Raw genomic sequence first — 22,339 nt, forward strand, 5'->3', positions numbered from 1 at the left:
ACCTAAAAATAACATGCCTAAAAATATACCGCCATTGATATGAGTGTCATATTTAATTTAAATCACCTCCCATAGATTATATTCAAAATATAGAAATATTTTCATCAAATTATTCTGAAAAATTACGGAAAAGTTACGTTGAAAGTGTATATGTAGAAAAATGTAGTATATGATGCTAATATTTAGGTATTAATAAGTGGTAAAATATGGGAGGATGAGATGAAAAAGTGGATTAAAAACAACTTATGGATATGGGGGTTACTTGTTGTAATAATTGTACTAGTAATAGTAAATGGAACTAAAAGAAACTCAGATAAGGAATTTGACAGTGGAAGCAATATAAAAATTGAAAAATTAAATACAAATCAGATTGATAATTTAAAAAAATTATGTAAAGTATGGGGTGTTGTAAAGTACTATCATCCTGAGGTTGTAGCTGGGAATGTAAACTTTGATTATGAACTATTTAGAGTTATGCCAGATACGATAAATGCAAAAAATTCACAAGAAGCTAATAAAGTAATATATACATGGGTTAAAAATCTAGGAGATGTAGAAGAAAATTCTAGTGGTAAAAATGATGAAAATAAAAAAATAGCTCTTGAAAGAGATTTAAGTTGGATAAAAAATACTAATTATCTAGATAAAGATTTAAGTCAATTACTAGTTAAGATTTCAAACTCTAACATTTCAAAAAGAAACAAAGCTTATGTTAAGTTTGATAAAAAATTAGGAAATTCTAATTTTGAAAATGAAAATCTATATGAAGAAATGGACTATGATGATGATGGTTATAAATTGCTTGCTTTGTTTAGATATTGGAATATAATAGAATACTATTATCCGTATACAGACGTGATAGAAGAAAATTGGGATGAAGTATTAACCACATTTATACCTAAGTTTGTAAATACTGAAAGTGAGTTAGATTATAAATTGGCAATTTCAGAACTTACAACAAAAATACATGATCCACACGCAGGAGTAGATGATATAAATAAAACATTAACTAAATACTGGGGAAATAAATATGCTCCTATAGAATTTGCTTTAGTTGAAGACTGTATTGTAATTAAAAAAATAAATCCTAAATACAAGGATGAATGTGAGTTGAAGCCAGGAGATATAGTATTAGAAATAAATGATAAAGACATATTTGAAGTTATAAAAGAAAAATCTAAATATAGATCTATTTCAAGAAAAGAAGCTATTGTAAATTGCTTACAAGGATATTTATTTAGAACTTCAAATGATAGTATTAAGCTAAAACTAAAAAGAGATGGCAAATACGTAGTAAAAAATGTTAAGTGTTATAATGATGAATATATGTTTGATATAAAAGAGCCATCACATAAGATTATAGATGAAAATATAGTATATATTAACCCAGGACAATTATCTAAAAATGAAATAGATAAAATAATGGATAAATTTATGAATACAGAAGGTATTATAGTAGATCTAAGAAAATATCCGTCGGTTCCTATTTTTATTACTATGCCGAAATATTTTATTTCAAAACCAACAACTTTTTCAAAAATATCTGTACCTAATCAATCAGTACCCGGGGAATTTATCTTTGCAAAAGATCAAGTTATTAATCCAGATGATAAAAAACATTATAAAGGAAAATTAATGATATTGATGAATGAAAGAAGTCAAAGTCAATCGGAGTTTACTGTAATGGAACTCAGAAAAGGAAATAATGCTAAAGTAATAGGAAGTAACTCTATTGGTACTGATGGGGATGCAACGAAGGTTTATTTACCAGGAGGTGTAACAACTTTAATAACTGGACTAGGAGTGTATGATGAAGATGGATCCCAAACTCAAAGAATAGGTCTTAAACCAGATATTTACATAAAGCCAACTATAGATGGAATAAAAGATGGAAGAGATGAACTTTTAGAGAAAGCTATAGAAATTATAAAAACTAAATAAAAATTCGCTTCGCTCATGTCGCTCAAATTTCATGTCGTCAACGTCCAATCGGTAAACTTGTGTCCCGTTACTCAAACGACTTCGTCCATTGCTCAAAATGTAAGTTTTTACTTTCACCAAGATTTTGATAGACTATACTTTATAAGTTATTCACAAATATTTGTTAATTATAAATTACTTAAGCGTAAAAAATAAATATGTGCACATAATTATTAGTATATAGAATGAAATAATAAATAATTATTAAATCAAGGAAAGACAAATATATGAAAATGAAATGGGAAGAAAAATTTATCGAACTACATACTAAAGGAAAAGTGCAAGAAGCTAAAGATTTAAAAAATATACATGTTCCAAGTAAGTTATACAAATACCAAAAAATAGATGAAAATAGACTAAAAAATTTAGAAAATGGAAAGCTATATTTTTCAAATAGGGAGCACTTAAATGATCCCTTTGACTTACTACCAGTACATTATAATGAAGATGAGATAATAGACTTCTTAAAAGGAGAAGATTGTCCAGCAAATAACTTATCAAAATCAGAAATAATAAGTAAGATAGATAAAGTTTTAAATAGCTTTAGCGACCATATAAAAATACTATCTCTAAGTACTAGCATATATAACATACCTCTATGGACTCATTATGGAGATAACCATAGAGGTATGTGTATTGAATATGATATAGATAACTTAGATAGAAATAGTGATTTTTATGATTGCTTGCTAAAAGTAAGTTATATAGATAAAAAAGTAGAAATAACTGAAGTCTTAAAAAATACTTTATCTAATCTAATAAATAATGAAGAGTTAAAATTAGATTCTATGTTTTTGTTATATTTCACATTGACAATGAAACACAAAAGCTGGCAATATGAAAATGAATGGAGAATTATATTAAAAAGTAATAGTGGGGAATGTGGGATAGAAAAAAGTCTAATGAAAGTAAAAGCTATTTACTTAGGAAAAGATTGTAGCAAAGAAAATATAGAAAGAGTTATAGAAATTTCTAAAAAATTAAATTGTAAAGTTTATAAAATGGAATATTCTAAAGGGATTGATTTTAGATTGATACCACAGAAGATATATTAAATTAAATAAATTTAAATTTGATTAGTTAAGAAAATTTGTTGACAATTAATAAATTAAGATACTACAATTTAAATATAAAAATTAAATAAACCAGGTGATGTTAGCGAGAGATACTTTTTAAATAAAGAGCCGACGGAGAAATTTGAATAACTTCCAATTTTCAAAGAAACTTTCAGGCAAAGGAATCGTTAACTGATGGATCTCTGGAAAGCCCTTAATTGTAAGGCGCCGAAGAAGAAATGATACTATAGGTATTAAAACTTTCAGGTACAAGAAACAGAGGATATAGGAATATTATTTATTTCTATATCCTCTTTTTAATTTTCTAAAAATATATTAAGGAGAAGTTTGATATGGAAAATTTAAAAAAAACGTATCTACTGAGTGCACACGAAGCTTTAGGCGCAAAGATGATAGACTTTGCGGGATGGTATATGCCACTAGAATATGAAGGCTTAATAAAAGAACATGAATCTGTAAGAAATTATGCTGGATTATTTGATGTATCTCATATGGGAGAAATTATTATAAAAGGTGCACAAGCAAAGTCTTACTTACAAAACTTAATTACAAATGACATAGAAATATTAGAAGATAATCAAGCTATATATACGTTTATGTGCTATCCTAACGGAGGTGTAGTTGATGATTTATTAGTTTATAGATTCGATGAAAATAATTTTTATTTAGTAATAAATGCTAGTAATATAGAAAAAGATTTTAAGTGGATGAATGAAAACAAACAAGATTATGATATAGAAATAGAAAACATCTCTAGTGAAATTTCAGAACTTGCAATTCAAGGACCTTTATCTCAAAGAATACTTCAAGAAATATGCGATGAAAATTTAGATGAAATTAAATCATTTTACTTCAATAAAAATATAAAAGCTGACCAAACATCAGTTCTGATATCTAGAACTGGATATACAGGCGAAGACGGATTTGAAATATATTGCAAAAATGAAGATGTAGAAAAAATATGGAACAAATTATTGGAAGTAGGTGAAAAATATAAACTTAAACCTTGTGGATTGGGTTGTAGAGATACATTAAGATTTGAGGCTGGATTACCCCTTTATGGAAATGAATTGAGTGAAGCTATAACACCACTAGAAGCTGGTTTTTCATTCTTTGTAAAGTTAGATAAAGGTAATTTTATAGGGAAAAATGAATTAAAAATGCAAAAAGAAAAAGGTTTAAATAGAAAGCTTATTGGATTTGAACTTACAGGTAAAGGTATAGCAAGACAAGGGTATGAGGTTATGGCTTATGAGAATGTAATAGGATATGTAACAACTGGATATAAATCTCCAACTTTGAATAAAAGTATAGGATTTGCTCTTATAGATGCTAATTATTCAGAAATTGGAAGAGATGTAGATATATGTATTAGAAAGAAAAAAGTAAAAGCAAAAATTATTAACAAAAGATTTTACAAAAAACCAACAGAGATTCATGCTTAAAAATAGATATTAAAAACTGAATATAAAACTATTATGGAGGTTGGGTTATGTTTAAATATATACCGATTACAGATGAGGATAAAGAAAAGATGCTAAGTGAAATAGGAGTAGAATCAGTAGATGAGTTATTTAGTGATATTCCTAATGAATTAAAGCTTAATAGAGATCTAAATTTAGAAACTTCCAAAAGTGAAATAGAAGTATTAAAAAAAATAAAATCTATAGCTAAAGAAAATAATAGCATAGATAACCTGACTTGTTTTCTAGGAGCAGGAGCATATGATCACTATATACCATCTGTAATTAAACATATTACATCAAGATCAGAATTTTATACAGCATATACACCATATCAGGGAGAAATAAGTCAAGGGACATTACAAACTATATTTGAATTTCAATCAATGATTTCTGAACTTACAGGAATGGATATAGCTAATGCATCTATGTATGATGGAGCTACTGCAAGTGTAGAAGCTTGTGTTATGGCACTAAATAGTGGGAAAAATAAAAATAAAATACTAGTAGCAAAATCTATAAATCCTGAGATTATGGAAGTTATAAAAACATATATGAAATTTAAAGATATTGAAGTTATAGAAATCGATTATGATAGAAAAACAGGAAGAGTTGATGTAGATAGTTTAAAAGCCAATATAGATAAAGAAAGTGCTTGTATGTTAGTTCAAAGTCCTAACTTTTTTGGAATTATTGAAGAAATGGAAGAAATAGAGTCTATTACTCATCAAAACAAAGCAATGCTTATTATGAATGTTAACCCAATATCTTTAGGAGTTTTAAAATCACCAGGAGAGCTAGGTGCGGACATAGCTGTAGGAGAAGCTCAACCATTAGGAAACTCTTTAAATTTTGGAGGGCCATTTGTAGGGTTTATGAGTACAAAATCTAAAAATATAAGAAAACTTCCAGGAAGAATAGTAGGAGAAACTATTGACTCAAGAGGACAAAGAGCATATATTCTAACACTTCAGGCAAGAGAACAGCACATAAGAAGAGAAAAAGCTACGTCTAATATTTGCTCAAATCAAGCTTTAAATGCCCTTTCAGCTACGATATATATGGCTACAATGGGATATAAGGGATTAAAAGAGGTAGCAAATCAGTGTATTCAAAAATCACATTATGCTTGTAATGAATTAGCAAAAACTGGAGAGTATGAAAAGGTATTTACAGGAGAGTTTTTTAATGAATTTACAGTTAAATCTAAATATCACAACGTAGATAGTATTAACGAAAAGTTATTAAAAGAAAACATAATTGGTGGATTTAATTTAGAAAATAAATTTAAAGAACTTAATAACTGTTCGTTATATTGTGTTACAGAAAAAAGAAGTAAGGATGAAATTGATAATTTAGTTAATGTTATATCTAGTATGGGCTTTAAAGATAGTAAAGAAAAAATTATTGATACTATGGGGGCTATATAAATGAAAGATTATAATAAATTATTAATAGAAATTTCCAAAGAAGGAAGATTTGCATATTCACTTCCTCCTCTAGATATAGATGAGGATGAAAATTTAATTCCTGATAATTTAAAAAGAACTATAAATCCGAAGTTGCCTATGGTAAGTGAAGTAGATGTTGTTAGACACTTTACACTTTTATCAAATAAAAACTTTGGAGTTGATACAGGATTCTATCCACTAGGGTCTTGTACTATGAAATACAATCCAAAATTAAATGAAGACATAGCATCAATAGAAGAATTTACTAATATACATCCTTATCAAGATGAAAAGACAGTTCAAGGCTCACTTCATATAATGTATGATTTTTCAAATATGTTAAAAGAAATAACAGGAATGGATGAAATAACATTACAACCATCGGCAGGCTCTCATGGAGAATTGACAGGCTTGATGCTTATAAAAGCATATCATGAAAATAGAGGCGATTTTAAAAGAAATAAAATAATAGTTCCAGATTCAGCGCATGGAACAAATCCAGCGAGTGCAAATCTATGTGGATGTAATATAGTTCAAATAAAATCCGATGAAAATGGATGTGTGGATATTGAGGCTTTAAAAGAAGTGCTAGATGATACTGTTTGTGCTTTGATGCTTACAAATCCAAGTACATTGGGTATATTTGAAAAAAATATAACTAAAATTGCAGATTTAGTACATGAAGTAGGTGGACTATTGTATTATGATGGGGCAAATATGAATGCTATTATGGGAATTAGTAGACCTTCGGATATGGGATTTGATGTTGTTCATCTAAATCTTCATAAAACTTTCTCAACTCCACATGGAGGAGGAGGACCAGGTAGCGGGCCAGTTGGAGTTAAAAAGGAATTAATCCCATTTTTACCAGTTCCGATAATCGAAAAGCATGAAAATAGATATTCATTGAATTATAATAAAGAGTACTCTATAGGGAAAATAAAAAATTTCTATGGGAACTTTGGAGTTATACTAAAGGCATATTCATATATTTTGACTATGGGTTCAGATGGGTTGAAACTAGCAAGTGAAATGGCTGTACTAAATGCAAACTACTTAAAAGAAAGACTTAAAAAGTACTATACATTACCTTTTGACACTGTATGTAAGCACGAATTTGTATTAAGTGGAAAAAAACTTGGAGAAGTAACTACTATGGATGTTGCAAAAAGACTTTTAGACTATGGATATCATCCTCCAACAGTGTATTTTCCATTAATTGTAGATAGTGCAATAATGATAGAGCCAACTGAAACAGAAAGCTTAGAAACTTTGGATAGCTTTATAGATGCAATGATAAAAATATCAGAAGAAATAAAAGATAATCCGGAGATATTGATAAGTTCTCCTCATAATACACCAGTAGGTCGATTAGACGAAACTAGAGCAGCTAAAAAACAAATTTTAAAATGGTAAATAAAAATGAGGTGCTTATTTATAGGCATCTCATTTTTATTTACCATTTTAAAATATCTAAATAAGGTATATAGATTTAGTCAATTGAATAGTAATTTATTAATGTTATATAAATTAGGGGGGATTTCATGGAATTTGAAATTACAAAGGAAATTTTCACTGTGAATTTGGACATGATAGCAACTCTAGCACTAGCTACATTACTTTTGCTTTTAGGAAATTACTTAAGAAAAAAGATTGGTTTTTTAGACAAATTTTGTATACCAGGGCCAGTTATAGGAGGGCTTTTATTTGCAATTATAATATTTATTTCAAAGACTGTAAATTTATTTAACTTAGAGATGGATACAACTTTACAATCACCGTTTATGATAGCTTTCTTTACCACGATAGGATTAGGAGCTAGCTTTTCTCTTATAAAAAAGGGTGGGAAATTATTAATAATTTATTGGATATTGTGTGGAGGACTTGCTATATTTCAAAACATAATAGGTGTTATAGGGGCAAAGCTAACAAATATAAACCCTCTTATAGGTATTATGTGTGGAGCTGTTTCTATGGAAGGTGGTCATGCAAATGCAGCTTCCTTTGGGGCAACTATAGAAGGATTAGGTGTAAATGGCGCGGTTACAATAGGGATGGCAGCAGCTACATTTGGTGTTATTTTTGGAGGAATTATAGGAGGGCCAGTTTCTAGATACTTAATAGATAAGTACAATTTAAAACCATCAGTAGAAGAATATGATAAAAATATATCTGTAGAAGAAACGGCAGGAATAAAATTAAGTGACTCATTCAATTCAAGTACTATGATAACTCAAATTGCAGTTATAGCATCTTGCATGACTATTGGAAATTTATTTGGGTCATGGTTTTCAAATGCTACAGGTGTAGTACTTCCAGGATATGTAGGTGCAATGTTTGTTGCAGTTTTATTTAGAAATTTAAATGACAAGATAAATATTGTGAAAATAGATCTGTATTCAGTTGATATAATAAGCAATGTTTGTTTAGGAATATTTTTAACAATGGCACTTATGAGTATCAAATTATGGGAATTAGCAGGACTTGCAGGACCGATGATAGTAATAGTTCTTGCACAAGTTATATTTATAGCATTATATGGAATATTTATTGGATTTAGATTATTAGGAAAAGATTTTGATGCGGCAGTTATGGTTTCAGGTATGTTAGGTCATGGGCTTGGAGCAACTCCAAATGCATTAGCTAATATAAATTCTGTTACTTCTAAGTATGGAAATTCAACAAAGGCTTTTTTAATAGTACCTTTAGTTGGAGCATTTTTAGTAGATTTAGTGGGAATACCGACAATTGTAACTTTTATAAACTTTTTTAGTTAACTATCCAAAGTAAAAAATATAATTTGGTAATAAATAGGGTGGATAAATATTCACAAAAAATATTATAAGTGCTACAATTTATTAAACTGTATAAAAGGAGACTTGTAGATATGTTTAAGCAAATGAGAAGAAAAGAAAGACAAATTGAAATTGTAGAGGCTGAAGAAATTTTAAAAAATGGAGAGTATGGGGTTTTATCTACAAATGGAGAAAATGGATACTCATATGGTACACCACTAAGCTATGTATATTTTAATAACTCAGTATATTTTCATTGTGCATTAGAAGGACAAAAGCTAGAAAACATTAATTATAATAACAAAGTTTCATTTTGTGTAGTAGGCAAAACTTGTGTAATTCCAGAAAAGTTTAGCACAAAATATGAAAGTACTATTTTATTTGGAGAGGCTAATGAAGTTTTTGGAGAAGAAAAAAATGAAGCTTTAATAGAGATATTAAAAAAATATTCACCTGATTTTATAGATAAAGGTAAATTGTACATAAAAAATGCTGGAGATAAAACTAGAGTAATAAAGATAAACATTAATAAAATCTCAGGCAAAGCTATTGTATAAATTGGTAAAAAAGAAGTTATTTCTAATAACTTCTTTTTTTATTTAATTTGAATATAAAGTGTTTAAAATTACATCTTTTGTGGTAAATATTACAAGGAACAATAATTATTCTTAAATTTCAATTCTAAAATACAAAAACAATCAAAATACAACTAGAATAATGAGGTGATGTGTATGAAGGAAACTTTTCATATAGGAATTGATGTTGGATCAACTACTGTAAAATTAGTAGTATTAGATAAGCACAACAATATTGTATTTAAAAAATACAAAAGACATTTATCTGATATAAAAAACGCTGTAATAAAAATTCTAGAAGACACTTATAGAAGTATAGGAGATAGTTGCGTTTCTGTAGTTATAACTGGTTCAGGAGGAATGAATTTAGCAAATAACTTAGGTGTAGATTTTGTACAAGAGGTAATAGCAAGCACTAAAGCTGTGGAAGTTTATAACTCAGATACTGACGTAGTTATAGAATTAGGTGGAGAAGATGCAAAGATAATCTATTTAACTAATGGAATAGAACAAAGAATGAATGGAATTTGCGCAGGAGGAACTGGATCTTTTATAGATCAAATGGCATCTTTATTAAAGACTGATGCTAGCGGGTTAAATGAACTAGCAAAAGGTTATAAAAATATATATAGCATAGCCGCCAGATGTGGAGTATTTGCCAAAACAGATATTCAGCCATTGATAAATGAGGGTGCAAGAAAAGAAGATATAGCAATGAGTATTTTTCATGCAGTAGCAGTACAAACTATAAGTGTTTTAGCCTGTGGAAGAAAAATACAGGGAAAAGTTGCTTTTCTAGGAGGACCGCTATACTTTTTATCCCAACTAAGACAAGCATTTATAGATATGCTAAACTTAGACGAACACGATATTATATTTCCTAAAGATGCTCAACTATACATAGCTATAGGAGCAGCTCTTTCATATACGAATAATAAAACATTTATGATAAGTGACTTATTATTAAACTTAAAGAACTCAAAAGAAACTCAAAATACCAATCAAAGTAAATTAAAGCCTTTATTTACAAACGAAGAAGAATATGAAAAATTCAAAGAAAGACATAGTATGAATATAGTGACTACAAAAGAGTTATCAAATTACTCAGGAGATTGCTTCCTAGGTATTGACGCAGGATCTACAACAACTAAGGTAGCTCTAATTGATGATGATGGTAATTTACTATATTCGGCATATAAAAGCAATGAAGGAAGCCCTTTAAATTCTACAATAGATATTTTAAATGATATATATATAAACTTACCAAATACAGCTAAAATAGTGAATTCAGCAGTTACAGGATATGGAGAAGCTTTACTAAAACAAGCGTTAAAGATAGATATAGGAGAAATAGAAACGGTAGCACATTATAAGGGAGCTAAGTTTTTTTCTCCAAATGTAGACTTTATACTTGATATAGGCGGGCAAGATATGAAATGTCTAAAGATAAATAATGGAGTTATAGAAACTATAATATTAAATGAAGCTTGCTCTTCGGGGTGTGGGTCGTTTTTAGAAACTTTTGCGAAATCATTAGAACTTGATATAAAAGAATTTTCTAAAAAAGCTCTATACTCTGAAAATCCAGTTGATTTAGGATCTAGATGTACGGTATTTATGAACTCAAGAGTAAAACAAGCTCAAAAGGAAGGTAATTCGATAAGTGATATAAGTGCTGGATTATCATATTCAGTTATAAAAAATGCATTATATAAAGTAATAAAAGTAAAGTCTAAAGAAGATATTGGACAATATCCTGTTGTTCAAGGAGGAACTTTTTACAACGATGCTGTATTAAGAGTATTTGAAATACTAACAGAACGAGAAGTTGTAAGACCTAATATTGCTGGAATAATGGGTGCGTTTGGAGCTAGTATAATTGCAAAAGAAAAGTATAAAAAAGGGTATACTACATTATTGTTAGATAGAGACAATGTAAATAATATAAAGCTAAGAACTATTACTGCAAGATGTGGAAAATGTTCTAATAATTGTTTACTTACTATAAATAATTTTGGAAATGGAGAAAAGTTTATTTCAGGAAATAGATGTGAAAAAGGGTCAGGATTAGAAGTTAATGAAAATAAACATATAAATATATTTGAATACAAATATAAAAAAATATTTGACTATAAAAGCTTAGAAGATAAATATGCAAAGCGAAAAACTATTGGTATACCTAGGGTTTTAAATATGTATGAGAATTATCCTTTCTGGCACACTATATTTACAAACTTAGGATTTAGAGTTATTTTATCAGAAAAATCGTCTAAACAAATTTATGAAAAAGGTATGGATTCAATTGTTTCTGAATCAGTTTGCTATCCAGCGAAACTAGTCCATGGTCATATAAATGATTTAATTGAAAAAGAAGTTAAAACAATTTTTTATCCATGTATAAGACATGAACATAAAGAGTTTGAAAATATAGATAATCATTTTAATTGCCCTGTTGTAATGTCATACTCAGAAGTTATAAAAAATAATATTAGTGAAATACGAGATAAAAATATTAATTTTATTAATCCATTTTTGCCAATGAATAATAAAAAAGCATTAAAGAAAAGTCTTTTTGAAGAGTTAAATAAAATTAAACTATATGATAAAGATTTTATAGAAATAAGTAAAGATGAAATAAGTAAAAGTGTAGATCTAGGTTTTAAAGAATATAAAAAATTTAAAAAAGTTATACAGAATATGGGTGAAAAAGCATTACGATTAATAGAAAAAAACAATATGAAGGGTATTGTTTTAGCAGGGAGACCGTATCATATTGACCCAGAAATAAATCATGGGATACCAGAACTTATAAATTCTTTAGACATGGCAGTCCTAACAGAGGATAGTATATGCCATTTAGGCAAAATAGATAAATCTTTAAGAGTTGTAGATCAATGGGCATATCATTCAAGATTATATAGAGCTGCAAAATATGTTAGTCATTCAAAGAATTTAGAACTTGTTCAGTTAAATTCTTTTGGGTGTGGTCTTGATTCAGTTACAACTGATCAAGTTCAAGAACTTTTAAATAGTGAGGGAAGAATATACACTTGTATAAAAATTGATGAAGGAAATAATTTAGGAGCTGCTAAAATAAGATTAAGATCATTAAAAGCGGCTATAGAAGAAAGAGATAAAAATAATATAGAAATTATAAAAGTTGAAAAAAAATATAAAAAAGGAAGCTTAGTTAAAGCTATAAAAGAAGATTATAATATTTTAGTTCCTCAAATGTCACCTATACACTTTGATTTAGTAGAACATGGAGTAAGATCATGTGGATATAATATGGTATTATTAAAAGATTATGAAGGTGCTGTAGAAGAAGGATTGAAATACGTTAATAATGATGCTTGCTATCCAGCGATTATTGTAGTAGGTCAAATTATTAGCGCATTGAAGAGTGGAAAATATGATTTAAGTAAGACTGCGGTGGCTATAACTCAAACTGGAGGGGTTTGCAGAGCTACTAACTACATTGGTTTCTTAAGAAAAGCTTTAAGTGATGCAGGATATGAAGATGTACCTGTATTATCTTTATCTATAAATGGAGAAGAAAAAAGTAATTTATATAGTGCTTTCTCATTAAGCTTAGTAAATAAAGTTTTAATGGGCGCCATATATGGAGACTTGCTTATGAAGGTTTTATATAGAGTTAGACCATATGAAAAAGTAAAGGGAAGTGCTAATAAACTACATGAAAAATACATAAGGATTTGTAAAAAGAGTTTAGAAAGCGGAAGCTTTATTGAGTTTAAAGAAAACATATATAATATAGTAAGAGATTTTGATAATTTACCTATAGTACAAGTCGAAAAACCTAAAGTTGGATTAGTTGGAGAGATTTTAGTTAAATTTCATCCATTAGCAAATAACAACATTGTAGATGTGTTGGAATCTGAAGGGGCTGAGGTAGTCGTTCCTGAACTTATGAATTTCTTTTTAAGTTGTTGTTTTAACACATATTACAAGGCTGATAATAATTTAGATAAAAAATATAAAAAACTAGGTGGCAAATTTGGTATAGGTGCAATTGAAAAGTACCAAAAGCATTATATGAAGGCTTTGGAAAGTAGTAAGAGATTTAGTAAGACAAAAGATATTAAAACTCTAGGAAGTATAGCATCTAATGTAATTTCTCTAGGAAATCAAGCTGGGGAAGGATGGCTTTTAACAGCTGAAATGATGGAACTTATCGAAAGTGGTGTGAAAAATATTATCTGCATGCAACCTTTTGCTTGCTTACCTAATCACATAACAGGAAAAGGAGTAATTAAGGAATTAAAAAGAATTTACGATGATTCCAATATTGTTCCAATAGACTATGATCCAGGGGCTAGCGAAGTCAATCAGTTAAATAGAATAAAACTTATGCTTTCAACATCATTTAAAAATTTAGAATGTAATAATATGAATATTGAAACTTTAAAACCTGAAAGTATAGAGTCTGAAAATACAGAAAAAGAAGCATTAGCTTAATAAAAATAAGTAGTTACGGAGTGAAACTAATTTACACCGTTAACTACTTATTTTTATATAATAAAATTTATTTAAATAATTTGTATCTATAAATAATTGATGAGGTTAAATATCCTAAAAACAATCCATTTATAAAAGTCACTACAAATCTACCTATTCCAAAATTTTTAAATATAAGGTAGCTTAAAATAATAATTAAAATTTGTATCGAAATAGCTGTTAAATGATATTGAAATTTATTTGATCGTATATATTTGTTACTATACCTTCTTATAGTATAGAAGTAATATAAAATAACAAAAAAACCTAATAGTGTGCTACCATGTTGAAGCAATTTGAAAAATGGAACTTGATAACCAAGTATATGTATAGATTCTTTTAATAGATTTATGTTAACAACAAAATAACCTGTTTTATGGGTAAATGCATCCCAGATTATATGTGTTAGCATTCCGACTATACATGAGTATGTAAATACAAAAATATCTTTAGGACTTTTAAAATTAAAATCATAATTTATAAGATATGTATAATAGTTACAGATCTTAGAAGGGAGATTAATTATAAATGGATTTTTTATGAACTTTAATATTAGGTAGTTTAACAAAAAGCATATTGGAAGATTAAGAATTATAAATCCTAATAGTGTATGTCCTAAGTTACTGCTTGGATTAAATAATAAAAAATATATAAAATCTGGGGCCATAGAGCCTAGAATCAATCCTAATAAATTAAAGTTTTTGTTCTTTGAAAAAATTACTACAGCTGGATGAGCTAATGTAAATGGCATAAAAAATTCTCCTTAAACTTTTATTTCATTTTAATATAATAATATAAATAAATAAAATATGCTATAAATTTTGAATTTTAATACATATTGCTACTTTTCAACCCAAAATTTACCAAATGAAAAAATACATGATTTAAAGTAATATATAAGTGATATGATATGTAAAAGGAAGTAGGAAAAAATATGAAAGAAAATTTAATGGATTTAATATTTAACACGCTGCCTATACCTATATGGATAAAATCAAAAGAAGGAGCATTTCTAGACATAAATCAAAAATTTAAAGACACATATATAAGTAAAGAAATAAATAAAGAAGATATCATAGGCAAATTCAATAAAGATATATACCCTGTAGAAATAGCTAAAATGTATGATATGAACTATGAAAAAGTACTAGAAAGCAAACAACCTATGACATTTGAAAATAAGCATAAAAATAAAATAACCAAAGTTTATTTAACCCCTGTACTTGACAAGGATAAAGAAATAATTGCAGTAACTGGTATAATACACGATATATCAGAGTTTAAGCAATATGAAGAAGATAATATTTATCAGAAGAAATTAGTTGAAACTATAATCAATAGCATACCAGATATAGTATTTTATAAGGATAAAGAAGGTAAATATGTAGGCGGAAATAATGCTTTTTTTGAAGGGTTTTATGAAAAAGACAAGAGTGATGTTATAGGAAAAACAGATGTAGAATTAAGTGAAGATAAAAATTTAGCAGAATATCTTATAAAAAAAGATAGAGAAGTAATAGATAGTAAAAAAAATATATATTCCAAATTAAAAATAAGAAATAGTAAAAATGAAGTTACATATTTTGAAAGTATAAAAACACCTGTAATAAATGAAAAAAATGAAGTAGTAGGCATAGTAGGCGTATCAAGAGACATAACAAAAAGAAAAGAATTAGAAAATATGTTAAGACAAATGAGTTATACAGATAAATTAACGGGACTTTTTAATCGAGCATATTTTGAAGAACAAATAAAGATTTTAAATAATGAAAAATTTTATCCTCTAAGTATGATAATTGGAGATGCAAATGGATTAAAAAAATTAAATGATACAAGAGGCCATTTAGAAGGGGATAAATTGATTATAAAAATTTCAGAAATTTTAAAAAATAGTTGTAATGAAAGGGACCTTATTTTTAGATGGGGTGGAGATGAATTTATAATTCTTATGCCAAACACAAATTCTATTTGTGCCCAAAGTACATATAATACTATTTTAGAAAATTGTAAAAAGGCTAGTAATTATGCCATGAAAATAAGTATAGCATTAGGGATATCAACAAAAGTTGACAATAAATTGAGTATAGAAGATTTGATAAAAGAAGCAGAAGATACAATGTATCAAGAAAAGTTACTATCAAAAGAGAGTAGAAAAAATTACATAATGAAATCTCTACAAAAAACACTAGAGGAAAAGAGCTTAGAAACAAGAGATCATACTGGTAGAACTGTAGAATATGCATATAAAATAGGAAAAAGATTAAATTTAAATAGCAAGCAAATTAGAGAATTAAAAGTATTAGCATACCTACATGATATAGGAAAAATTGGAGTATGTGAAAGTATAATAGAAAAACCTGGACCTCTTACTCAAGAGGAATACAACTTAATAAAAAATCATAGCGAAAAAGGATTTAGAATAGCTAATTGTACACCAGATTTATCTCATGTAGCTTATGGGATTTTAACTCATCATGAACGATATGATGGGAACGGATATCCGCTAGGGTTAAAGGGAGAGGAAATTCCTTTATTATCAAGAATAATATCTGTTGTAGATGCATTTGATGCAATGACAAGTGCTAGAGCATATAGAAAAGCAATGTCAAAATCACAAGCAATAGAAGAATTAAGAAAAAATTCAGGAACTCAATTTGATTCAAAGATTGTAGATGTTTTTATAGAAGAAATAGAAAGTGATATATAATAAAGAAGCCTTCATTTAAATGAAGGCTTTTTATGATATAATCAATTATATAAAATCTTAAGGAGGAAATTTATGAAAATTATTCATACAAGTGATTGGCATATTGGGAAAATAGTAAATGAATTTTCAATGATTGAAGATCAAAAATACATTTTAAATAGATTAATAGATTTAATAGAAAAAGAAAATCCAGAAGTACTTATAATAGCAGGGGATGTATACGATAGGTCAATTCCACCTGTGGAAGCTGTAGAATTATTAAATGAAACTTTAAGTAATTTAATAATTGATAAAAAAGTAAAAGTATTGGCTATATCAGGAAATCATGATGGTGGAGAAAGACTAAGCTTTGGAAGTCAAATTTTAGAAAAGCATGGATTATATATAGCTGGTAGAGACGATGAACTATACAAGCATGTAGTTGTAAAAGATGGAGAAAAAAATGTGAACTTTTATTTAGTTCCATATAAGGACCCTGCATTAACAAGAAAAATTTTAGATAAAAAAGAAATTAAAAGCCATAATGATGCAATGAAATTTGTAGTAGAAAAAATTAAGGATAATATAAATTATGAAGAAGTAAATATCCTAGTAGGACATGGATATGTTACTATGAAAAGAGAAGATGCAATAGAGTGTATTGAAAATAAATATGAAGTAGCAAATCTTGAAACATCAGAATCTGAAAGACCTCTATCAATAGGAGGGACAGATTTAATAGATGGTAAAATATTTGATGACTTTGATTATGTAGCTTTAGGTCATCTTCATGGAAGACAAAAAATTGGGAGAGAAGAAATGAAGTACTCAGGATCAATATTAAAGTATTCTTTCTCAGAAGTTAAACAAAAAAAAGGAGTATACATATTAGATATAAACAATAAAGGTGCAATAAATATAGATTTTAAATGTTTAAAGCCAGTAAGAGATTTAAGAGTTATAAAAGGGAATATAGAAGACTTAATAGAGGAAGCTAGAGAATTAGAAGAAGGAAAAGAAGATTATATACAAGCTATATTAACAGATGATGGAGAACTTATAAATCCAATGGAAAAGTTAAGAGCAGTTTATCCAAATACTATGTTAATAACAAGAGAGAGAAAAAGGGAAATTAGTGAAGATAAAACTTCAGCAAAAGGTGAATATAAGAGAAAAAGTAAGCTAGAGCTATTTAAAGAGTTTTATGAAGATTTAGGTAGTGGAGATTATACAGAAGAAAAAGAAGTGGTTTTAATGAATACTATAAATGAAGTTTTAAAAAGTGAGGTGAAATAATGAGACCTATAAAGTTAACCATAAGCGCCTTTGGACCATATGCAGATAAGCAAGTTATAGATTTTGAAGAATTAAATGGTAGAAACATATTTGTGATATCAGGAAAAACAGGAGCAGGTAAAACTACTATATTTGATGCTATAAGTTATGCTCTATACGGAGAGGCTAGTGGAGAGTCAAGAGAAACAGACTCTTTGAGAAGTCATTTTGCAGATGATGATGTAGAAACTTTTGTAGAATTAGAATTTGAATTAAAAGGTGAGCGATATATTGTAAACAGAGTTCCAAAGCAAAAAAAGAAAAAATCAAGGGGCGAAGGATTTACAGAAAAGAGTGCAGACGCAACACTTACATTGCCAGATGGAAAAGTTATAACTAAAGTTACCAATGTAACAAATAAATTGATTGAGATACTGGGTATAACTAGAGATCAGTTTAAACAAATTGTTATGCTTCCACAAGGTGAATTTAAAAAGTTATTATTAGCAGATTCATTAGAAAGAGAAGGTATTTTTAGAAAAATATTTAACACTTATGATTTTGAAAAAATACAGATAGATCTTAAAGAAAAAGCTATAAGTTTAAGCAAAAACAGAAACAAAAGTAAGGATGAAATGCAAACTAACTTAAAAAATATAAAAGGTGAGCATGATATATCTATTGGAGAATATGTAGATTTTCCTTTTGTTATAGAAAAATTAAAAGATTTTATATCAAATGATAGTGAAGCTTATAAAAATTTAAATGAAGATGATAAAGCTTTATATAATGAACTAGAACTTATAAATAAGGAAAAAGTAAAAATAGAAAACAATAACAATTTATTGAAAGAAAAAGAAAAAATAGATAATAGTTTATTAGAACTTATAAATAAAGAAAAAGAATTTGAAATAAAAAAAGAAACTATAAATAAATGTAAGAGTGCTAAAGACGTTAAATACATAGAAGATAAATTAATAGAAAATGAAAATATATTAGAACAAAGAAAAAAATCATATGAAGAAACTCTATTAAATATTGAAAGACTAAATAAAGAAGCTGATATAGCGAAATCAAATTTAAAAATAGCAGAAGCTAAAGAACCTGAAAGGGATGCTCTTAAATTAGAGATAAATAAGTTAGAGAGTATAAGACCTAAAATATCGGAATTTGATGAATTAAAAAATAGCTTAATTATTAAAACTGAGAGTATTGAGGAAATTAAAAGTAAAATAGAAGATAATAAAAAAGTTAATGAAAATTTAAAAAAACAAAAATTAGAAAATGAAAATAAATTAAAAGAAATAGCTACAGCAGAGACTCAAAAAGTAGAGATAGCAAATAAAATCTCTAATAAGGAAAAAATAATACAAGAGACTAGAGAGTTGTTTAAAATAATAGCAAGTTATGAAAAATCAAAACTTAGTCATAATAACTTAAAAATAGAATATGATTCATTTGAAAAAGTATATAAAAGTATAAAGAAAAATTATAATGATATGGATGAACTTTATAAAAAAGAACAAGCGGGCATACTTGCATATTCTTTAAAAGAAAACACACCCTGTCCTGTATGTGGATCTAAAAATCATCCAAATCCAGCAGTTATAAGTAAAAACTTAATAGTTCCGACTAAAGAGGAATTGAAAATAGCTAAAGAAAAATTAGAAGAAGCTGAAAAGGAAAATAATTTAAAGATAAATGAATTAACTAAATTAACTACTGACTGTAAAAATTATTTTGAGATTGTAAGTAATAGTTTATTAAAGTTTTCAAAAACTTTAAATATAGATGAAAACTATTCAGCTAAAACAGCTGAGATAGTTAAGTTAAAGGGTCTTGAATTAAAGGTTAATATTGATGATTTAAATAAAGAACTTATAAAAACAAATGAAAAATTATCTATGAAAAAAAATATAGATGAACAAAATATAACCATAGAAAACAGTTTAATAGAAGTTGAAAAAGAACTAAGTACATTAGAAAAAACTGAAAAGATACTACTACCGGAAATAGCTCAAATAAACACTAGAATAGAAGCGTATAAAAAAGAAATTCCTAATGATATTTTGGATATAAAAACTCTTGAAAATTTAATGAACATTAAATCTAAAGAGTTAGATGATAGTCAAAAAAAATTAATTAAGTTAAGAGAAGATAACGAAAATATTTCAAGACAATTAGAAGGTGAAACTTATAAATCTAACCAAATTAAAGATTCTATAGAAGAATTAAATACTAATGTAGAAAAGATAAAGTTAGAATTTAATACTTTATTAAAAAGCTTAGGATTCAATGATTTTAACAATTATGAGGAGTTTAAATCAAAGATTTATTTAATTGAAGATTTAGAAAAAGAAGTAGAAGATTATTATTTAAATTTAAATTTACTTAAATCTAAAAAAGAAGACATAGTTATTAAAACTAAAGATTTATCTTTTATTGATATAGATAGTATTGATGAAAAGCTAAAGAAACTTCAAGAAGAAAAGAAAGGTTTAGAGCTTAGACTTAGAGAACTTTACTCAGTATTAGAAAACAATAAATCTATACTTAAAAATGTAGAAAGTTTAAATGCTAAGTTTAAAGCTATAGAAGAAGAGTATAAGGTTGTAGGAGAATTAGCTGATTTGGCAAATGGTAAAAAATCTCCATATATATCTTTTGAAAGATACATATTAGCTTCATACTTTGAAGATATAATAGAAGCGGCAAATATAAGACTTGAAAAAATGACAGGTGATAGATTCTCCTTAATAAGAAAGAAAAGTAAGAGCAAAGGAGCGGGGCAAAAAGGTTTAGAACTAGAAATTTACGATAACTATACAGACAGCTCTAGAGATGTTAGCTCATTATCAGGAGGCGAAAGTTTCAAAGCATCTTTATCTTTGGCACTAGGACTTTCAGATGTAGTTCAATCAAATGCAGGAGGAGTATCCCTTGATACTATGTTTGTTGATGAAGGATTTGGAACATTAGATCCTCAATCACTAGATAACGCAATTGATAGTCTACTTGAACTTCAAAGAGGTGGAAGGTTAGTAGGTATAATATCACATGTTGAAGAATTAAAAGAAAGAATAGATGCTAAGTTAGAAGTAGTATCTACAGCAAAAGGAAGTAAAGCTGAATTTAATATATTGTAAAAGATTAAATAATTAAAAATCCAACTCTATTTTAGAGTTGGATTTTTTTGCTTTTAAGAAATTTATATTTTTAACTGTAACATAAATGTCACTTAACGATGATAAATTAACGCTAAGGTCAAAGGATTTAAGATTATAAAAACTAATGGAGGTGGGTTATGGTATTTTCAAATACGCTATTTCTTTACTTATTTCTTCCTATTAATCTTATTCTGTATTATGCAGTTAAGAGTAGAAAATGGAAAAATTTTATTTTGATTATTTTTTCTTTAGCATTTTATGCTTGGGGAGAACCAGTGTGGATATTTCTTTTAATATTTAGTTCTTTAGTAGATTACGGACATGGACTATTTATTGAAAAGTATAGAGGAACTAAGTTAGCTAAAATAGGTTTATTATCATCTATATGTATTAATTTAGGATTATTAATTACTTTTAAATATAGTGCATTTTTATATGAAAATTTAAATACTATATTTAATTTATCGTTAGAAATACCTAAATTTTCATTGCCTATAGGAATTTCTTTTTATACATTTCAAACTTTATCATACACAGTAGATGTATATAAGGGAGAGGTTAAAGCACAGAAAAATTTCTCGAAGTTCTTGATGTATGTATCCCTGTACCATCAATTAGTTGCAGGACCAATAGTTAGATATTCAGATGTAGAAGAAGAAATTGAAAGTAGAGTTACTACTGTAGAAAATTTTAGTAGTGGAATAAGTAGGTTTACTATAGGTCTTGCAAAGAAAGTATTAATTGCAAATGTAGCAGGACAGTTTGTAACTCAATATATGAATTCAGATTTATCTAGTATAACTGTTCTTGAAGCTTGGTTTGGAATTGCAATGTTTACTATACAAATATATTTTGATTTCTCTGGATACTCAGATATGGCGATAGGACTTGGGAAGATGTTTGGATTTACATACATGGAGAATTTCAACTATCCGTATATATCAAAATCTGCAACTGAATTTTGGAGAAGATGGCATATATCATTAGGGAGTTTCTTTAGAGACTATGTATATATACCATTAGGTGGAAATAGAAAAAACATGATATTTAATTTATTCGTTGTATGGTTTTTAACTGGTATATGGCATGGAGCTAGTTGGAACTTTATACTTTGGGGTCTTTATTTTGGCATATTAGTATATTTGGAAAAAAAGATTTTATTTAGAGTTTTAAACAAAATACCAAAAATATTTTCACATATATATCTGATTGTTGCACTTTTAGTTGGATGGACTTTATTTTACTTTACAGATGTAAATAGAGCTTTTGAATATATAAAGATATTATTTGGATTTACAAATAATGAGTTTACAAATAATGAGCTAAAGTTAGTTTTTACAAACAATATATATT

At 27.5% G+C, this 22,339-nt stretch carries 13 protein-coding genes and 1 riboswitch; of the genes, 12 read left to right on the plus strand and 1 reads right to left on the minus strand.

The genetic code is table 11. From position 1 onward, the window contains the following. The first annotated feature begins 219 nt into the window (after positions 1-219). The 8 genes from RWY47_RS01020 (at position 220) to RWY47_RS01055 (ending at position 13,819) form a co-directional block, all read left to right on the plus strand. The gene (locus RWY47_RS01020) at positions 220-1,941 is read left to right on the plus strand and encodes a S41 family peptidase (protein WP_224170609.1); all 1,722 of its coding nucleotides are present in this window, start codon (positions 220-222) and stop codon (positions 1,939-1,941) included. A gap of 266 nt (positions 1,942-2,207) precedes the next feature. Next, positions 2,208-3,035, plus strand: coding sequence for a DUF2971 domain-containing protein (locus tag RWY47_RS01025; RefSeq protein WP_224170610.1), 828 nt, complete (start codon positions 2,208-2,210; stop codon positions 3,033-3,035). Between the two features lie 94 nt (positions 3,036-3,129). Further along, positions 3,130-3,233, plus strand: a riboswitch (glycine riboswitch). Positions 3,234-3,388: 155 nt separating this feature from the next. Next, positions 3,389-4,501 carry a glycine cleavage system aminomethyltransferase GcvT gene (gcvT, locus tag RWY47_RS01030; RefSeq protein WP_224170611.1) on the plus strand — a complete coding sequence of 371 codons (1,113 nt, stop codon included), beginning with the start codon at positions 3,389-3,391 and terminating at the stop codon, positions 4,499-4,501. Positions 4,502-4,548: 47 nt separating this feature from the next. Then, entirely contained in the window at positions 4,549-5,949 is a 1,401-nt protein-coding gene (gene gcvPA / locus RWY47_RS01035; RefSeq protein WP_224170612.1) for an aminomethyl-transferring glycine dehydrogenase subunit GcvPA, read from the plus strand. After that, on the plus strand, positions 5,950-7,386 hold the full coding sequence (gcvPB, locus tag RWY47_RS01040; protein WP_224170613.1) for an aminomethyl-transferring glycine dehydrogenase subunit GcvPB: 1,437 nt from the start codon (positions 5,950-5,952) through the stop codon (positions 7,384-7,386). A gap of 128 nt (positions 7,387-7,514) precedes the next feature. Further along, positions 7,515-8,747 carry a sodium/glutamate symporter gene (gene gltS, locus RWY47_RS01045; RefSeq protein WP_150842673.1) on the plus strand — a complete coding sequence of 411 codons (1,233 nt, stop codon included), beginning with the start codon at positions 7,515-7,517 and terminating at the stop codon, positions 8,745-8,747. Between the two features lie 110 nt (positions 8,748-8,857). Further along, positions 8,858-9,322, plus strand: coding sequence for a pyridoxamine 5'-phosphate oxidase family protein (locus RWY47_RS01050; protein WP_224170614.1), 465 nt, complete (start codon positions 8,858-8,860; stop codon positions 9,320-9,322). Positions 9,323-9,496: 174 nt separating this feature from the next. Further along, positions 9,497-13,819 (plus strand): acyl-CoA dehydratase activase-related protein, encoded by a 4,323-nt coding sequence (locus tag RWY47_RS01055; protein ID WP_316030204.1) that lies wholly within the window; start codon positions 9,497-9,499, stop codon positions 13,817-13,819. Positions 13,820-13,886: 67 nt separating this feature from the next. Here RWY47_RS01055 and RWY47_RS01060 read toward each other — a convergent pair whose 3' ends face one another. Then, positions 13,887-14,609: a DUF4184 family protein gene (locus tag RWY47_RS01060; RefSeq protein ID WP_168931389.1), complete on the minus strand. Its 723-nt coding sequence runs from the start codon at positions 14,607-14,609 to the stop codon at positions 13,887-13,889. 183 nt (positions 14,610-14,792) lie between these two features. On the opposite strand from RWY47_RS01060, the gene RWY47_RS01065 reads away from it, so the two are divergent. The 4 genes from RWY47_RS01065 to RWY47_RS01080 all read left to right on the plus strand — a co-directional run. Beyond that, the gene (locus RWY47_RS01065; protein WP_224170615.1) at positions 14,793-16,565 is read left to right on the plus strand and encodes a sensor domain-containing diguanylate cyclase/phosphohydrolase; all 1,773 of its coding nucleotides are present in this window, start codon (positions 14,793-14,795) and stop codon (positions 16,563-16,565) included. Positions 16,566-16,637: 72 nt separating this feature from the next. Beyond that, on the plus strand, positions 16,638-17,840 hold the full coding sequence (locus RWY47_RS01070; protein ID WP_150885671.1) for an exonuclease SbcCD subunit D: 1,203 nt from the start codon (positions 16,638-16,640) through the stop codon (positions 17,838-17,840). Continuing rightward, positions 17,840-20,965, plus strand: a complete 3,126-nt coding sequence (locus tag RWY47_RS01075) for an AAA family ATPase (RefSeq protein WP_168931382.1) — start codon at positions 17,840-17,842, stop codon at positions 20,963-20,965. Before RWY47_RS01070 ends, RWY47_RS01075 begins: the two co-directional genes overlap by 1 nt. A 158-nt stretch (positions 20,966-21,123) precedes the next feature. Continuing rightward, positions 21,124-22,339 (plus strand): MBOAT family O-acyltransferase (locus RWY47_RS01080; protein WP_316030205.1); only part of this gene is annotated, 1,216 nt, incomplete at its 3' end.

It is taken from the genome of Paraclostridium sp. MRS3W1 (genome assembly GCF_032465715.1).
GTDB lineage: Bacteria > Bacillota > Clostridia > Peptostreptococcales > Peptostreptococcaceae > Paraclostridium > Paraclostridium dentum.

Excerpts from the sequence above, each read along its gene's own strand:
- gcvPA (WP_224170612.1), top strand. The coding sequence starts at position 4,549 with ATGTTTAAATATATACCGATTACAGATGAGGATAAAGAAAAGATGCTA.
- RWY47_RS01050 (WP_224170614.1), top strand. The coding sequence starts at position 8,858 with ATGTTTAAGCAAATGAGAAGAAAAGAAAGACAAATTGAAATTGTAGAG.
- gcvPB (WP_224170613.1), top strand. The coding sequence starts at position 5,950 with ATGAAAGATTATAATAAATTATTAATAGAAATTTCCAAAGAAGGAAGA.
- RWY47_RS01070 (WP_150885671.1), top strand. The coding sequence starts at position 16,638 with ATGAAAATTATTCATACAAGTGATTGGCATATTGGGAAAATAGTAAAT.
- RWY47_RS01060 (WP_168931389.1), bottom strand. The coding sequence starts at position 14,609 with ATGCCATTTACATTAGCTCATCCAGCTGTAGTAATTTTTTCAAAGAAC.
- RWY47_RS01075 (WP_168931382.1), top strand. The coding sequence starts at position 17,840 with ATGAGACCTATAAAGTTAACCATAAGCGCCTTTGGACCATATGCAGAT.
- RWY47_RS01065 (WP_224170615.1), top strand. The coding sequence starts at position 14,793 with ATGAAAGAAAATTTAATGGATTTAATATTTAACACGCTGCCTATACCT.
- RWY47_RS01025 (WP_224170610.1), top strand. The coding sequence starts at position 2,208 with ATGAAAATGAAATGGGAAGAAAAATTTATCGAACTACATACTAAAGGA.
- gltS (WP_150842673.1), top strand. The coding sequence starts at position 7,515 with ATGGAATTTGAAATTACAAAGGAAATTTTCACTGTGAATTTGGACATG.
- RWY47_RS01055 (WP_316030204.1), top strand. The coding sequence starts at position 9,497 with ATGAAGGAAACTTTTCATATAGGAATTGATGTTGGATCAACTACTGTA.
- gcvT (WP_224170611.1), top strand. The coding sequence starts at position 3,389 with ATGGAAAATTTAAAAAAAACGTATCTACTGAGTGCACACGAAGCTTTA.
- RWY47_RS01020 (WP_224170609.1), top strand. The coding sequence starts at position 220 with ATGAAAAAGTGGATTAAAAACAACTTATGGATATGGGGGTTACTTGTT.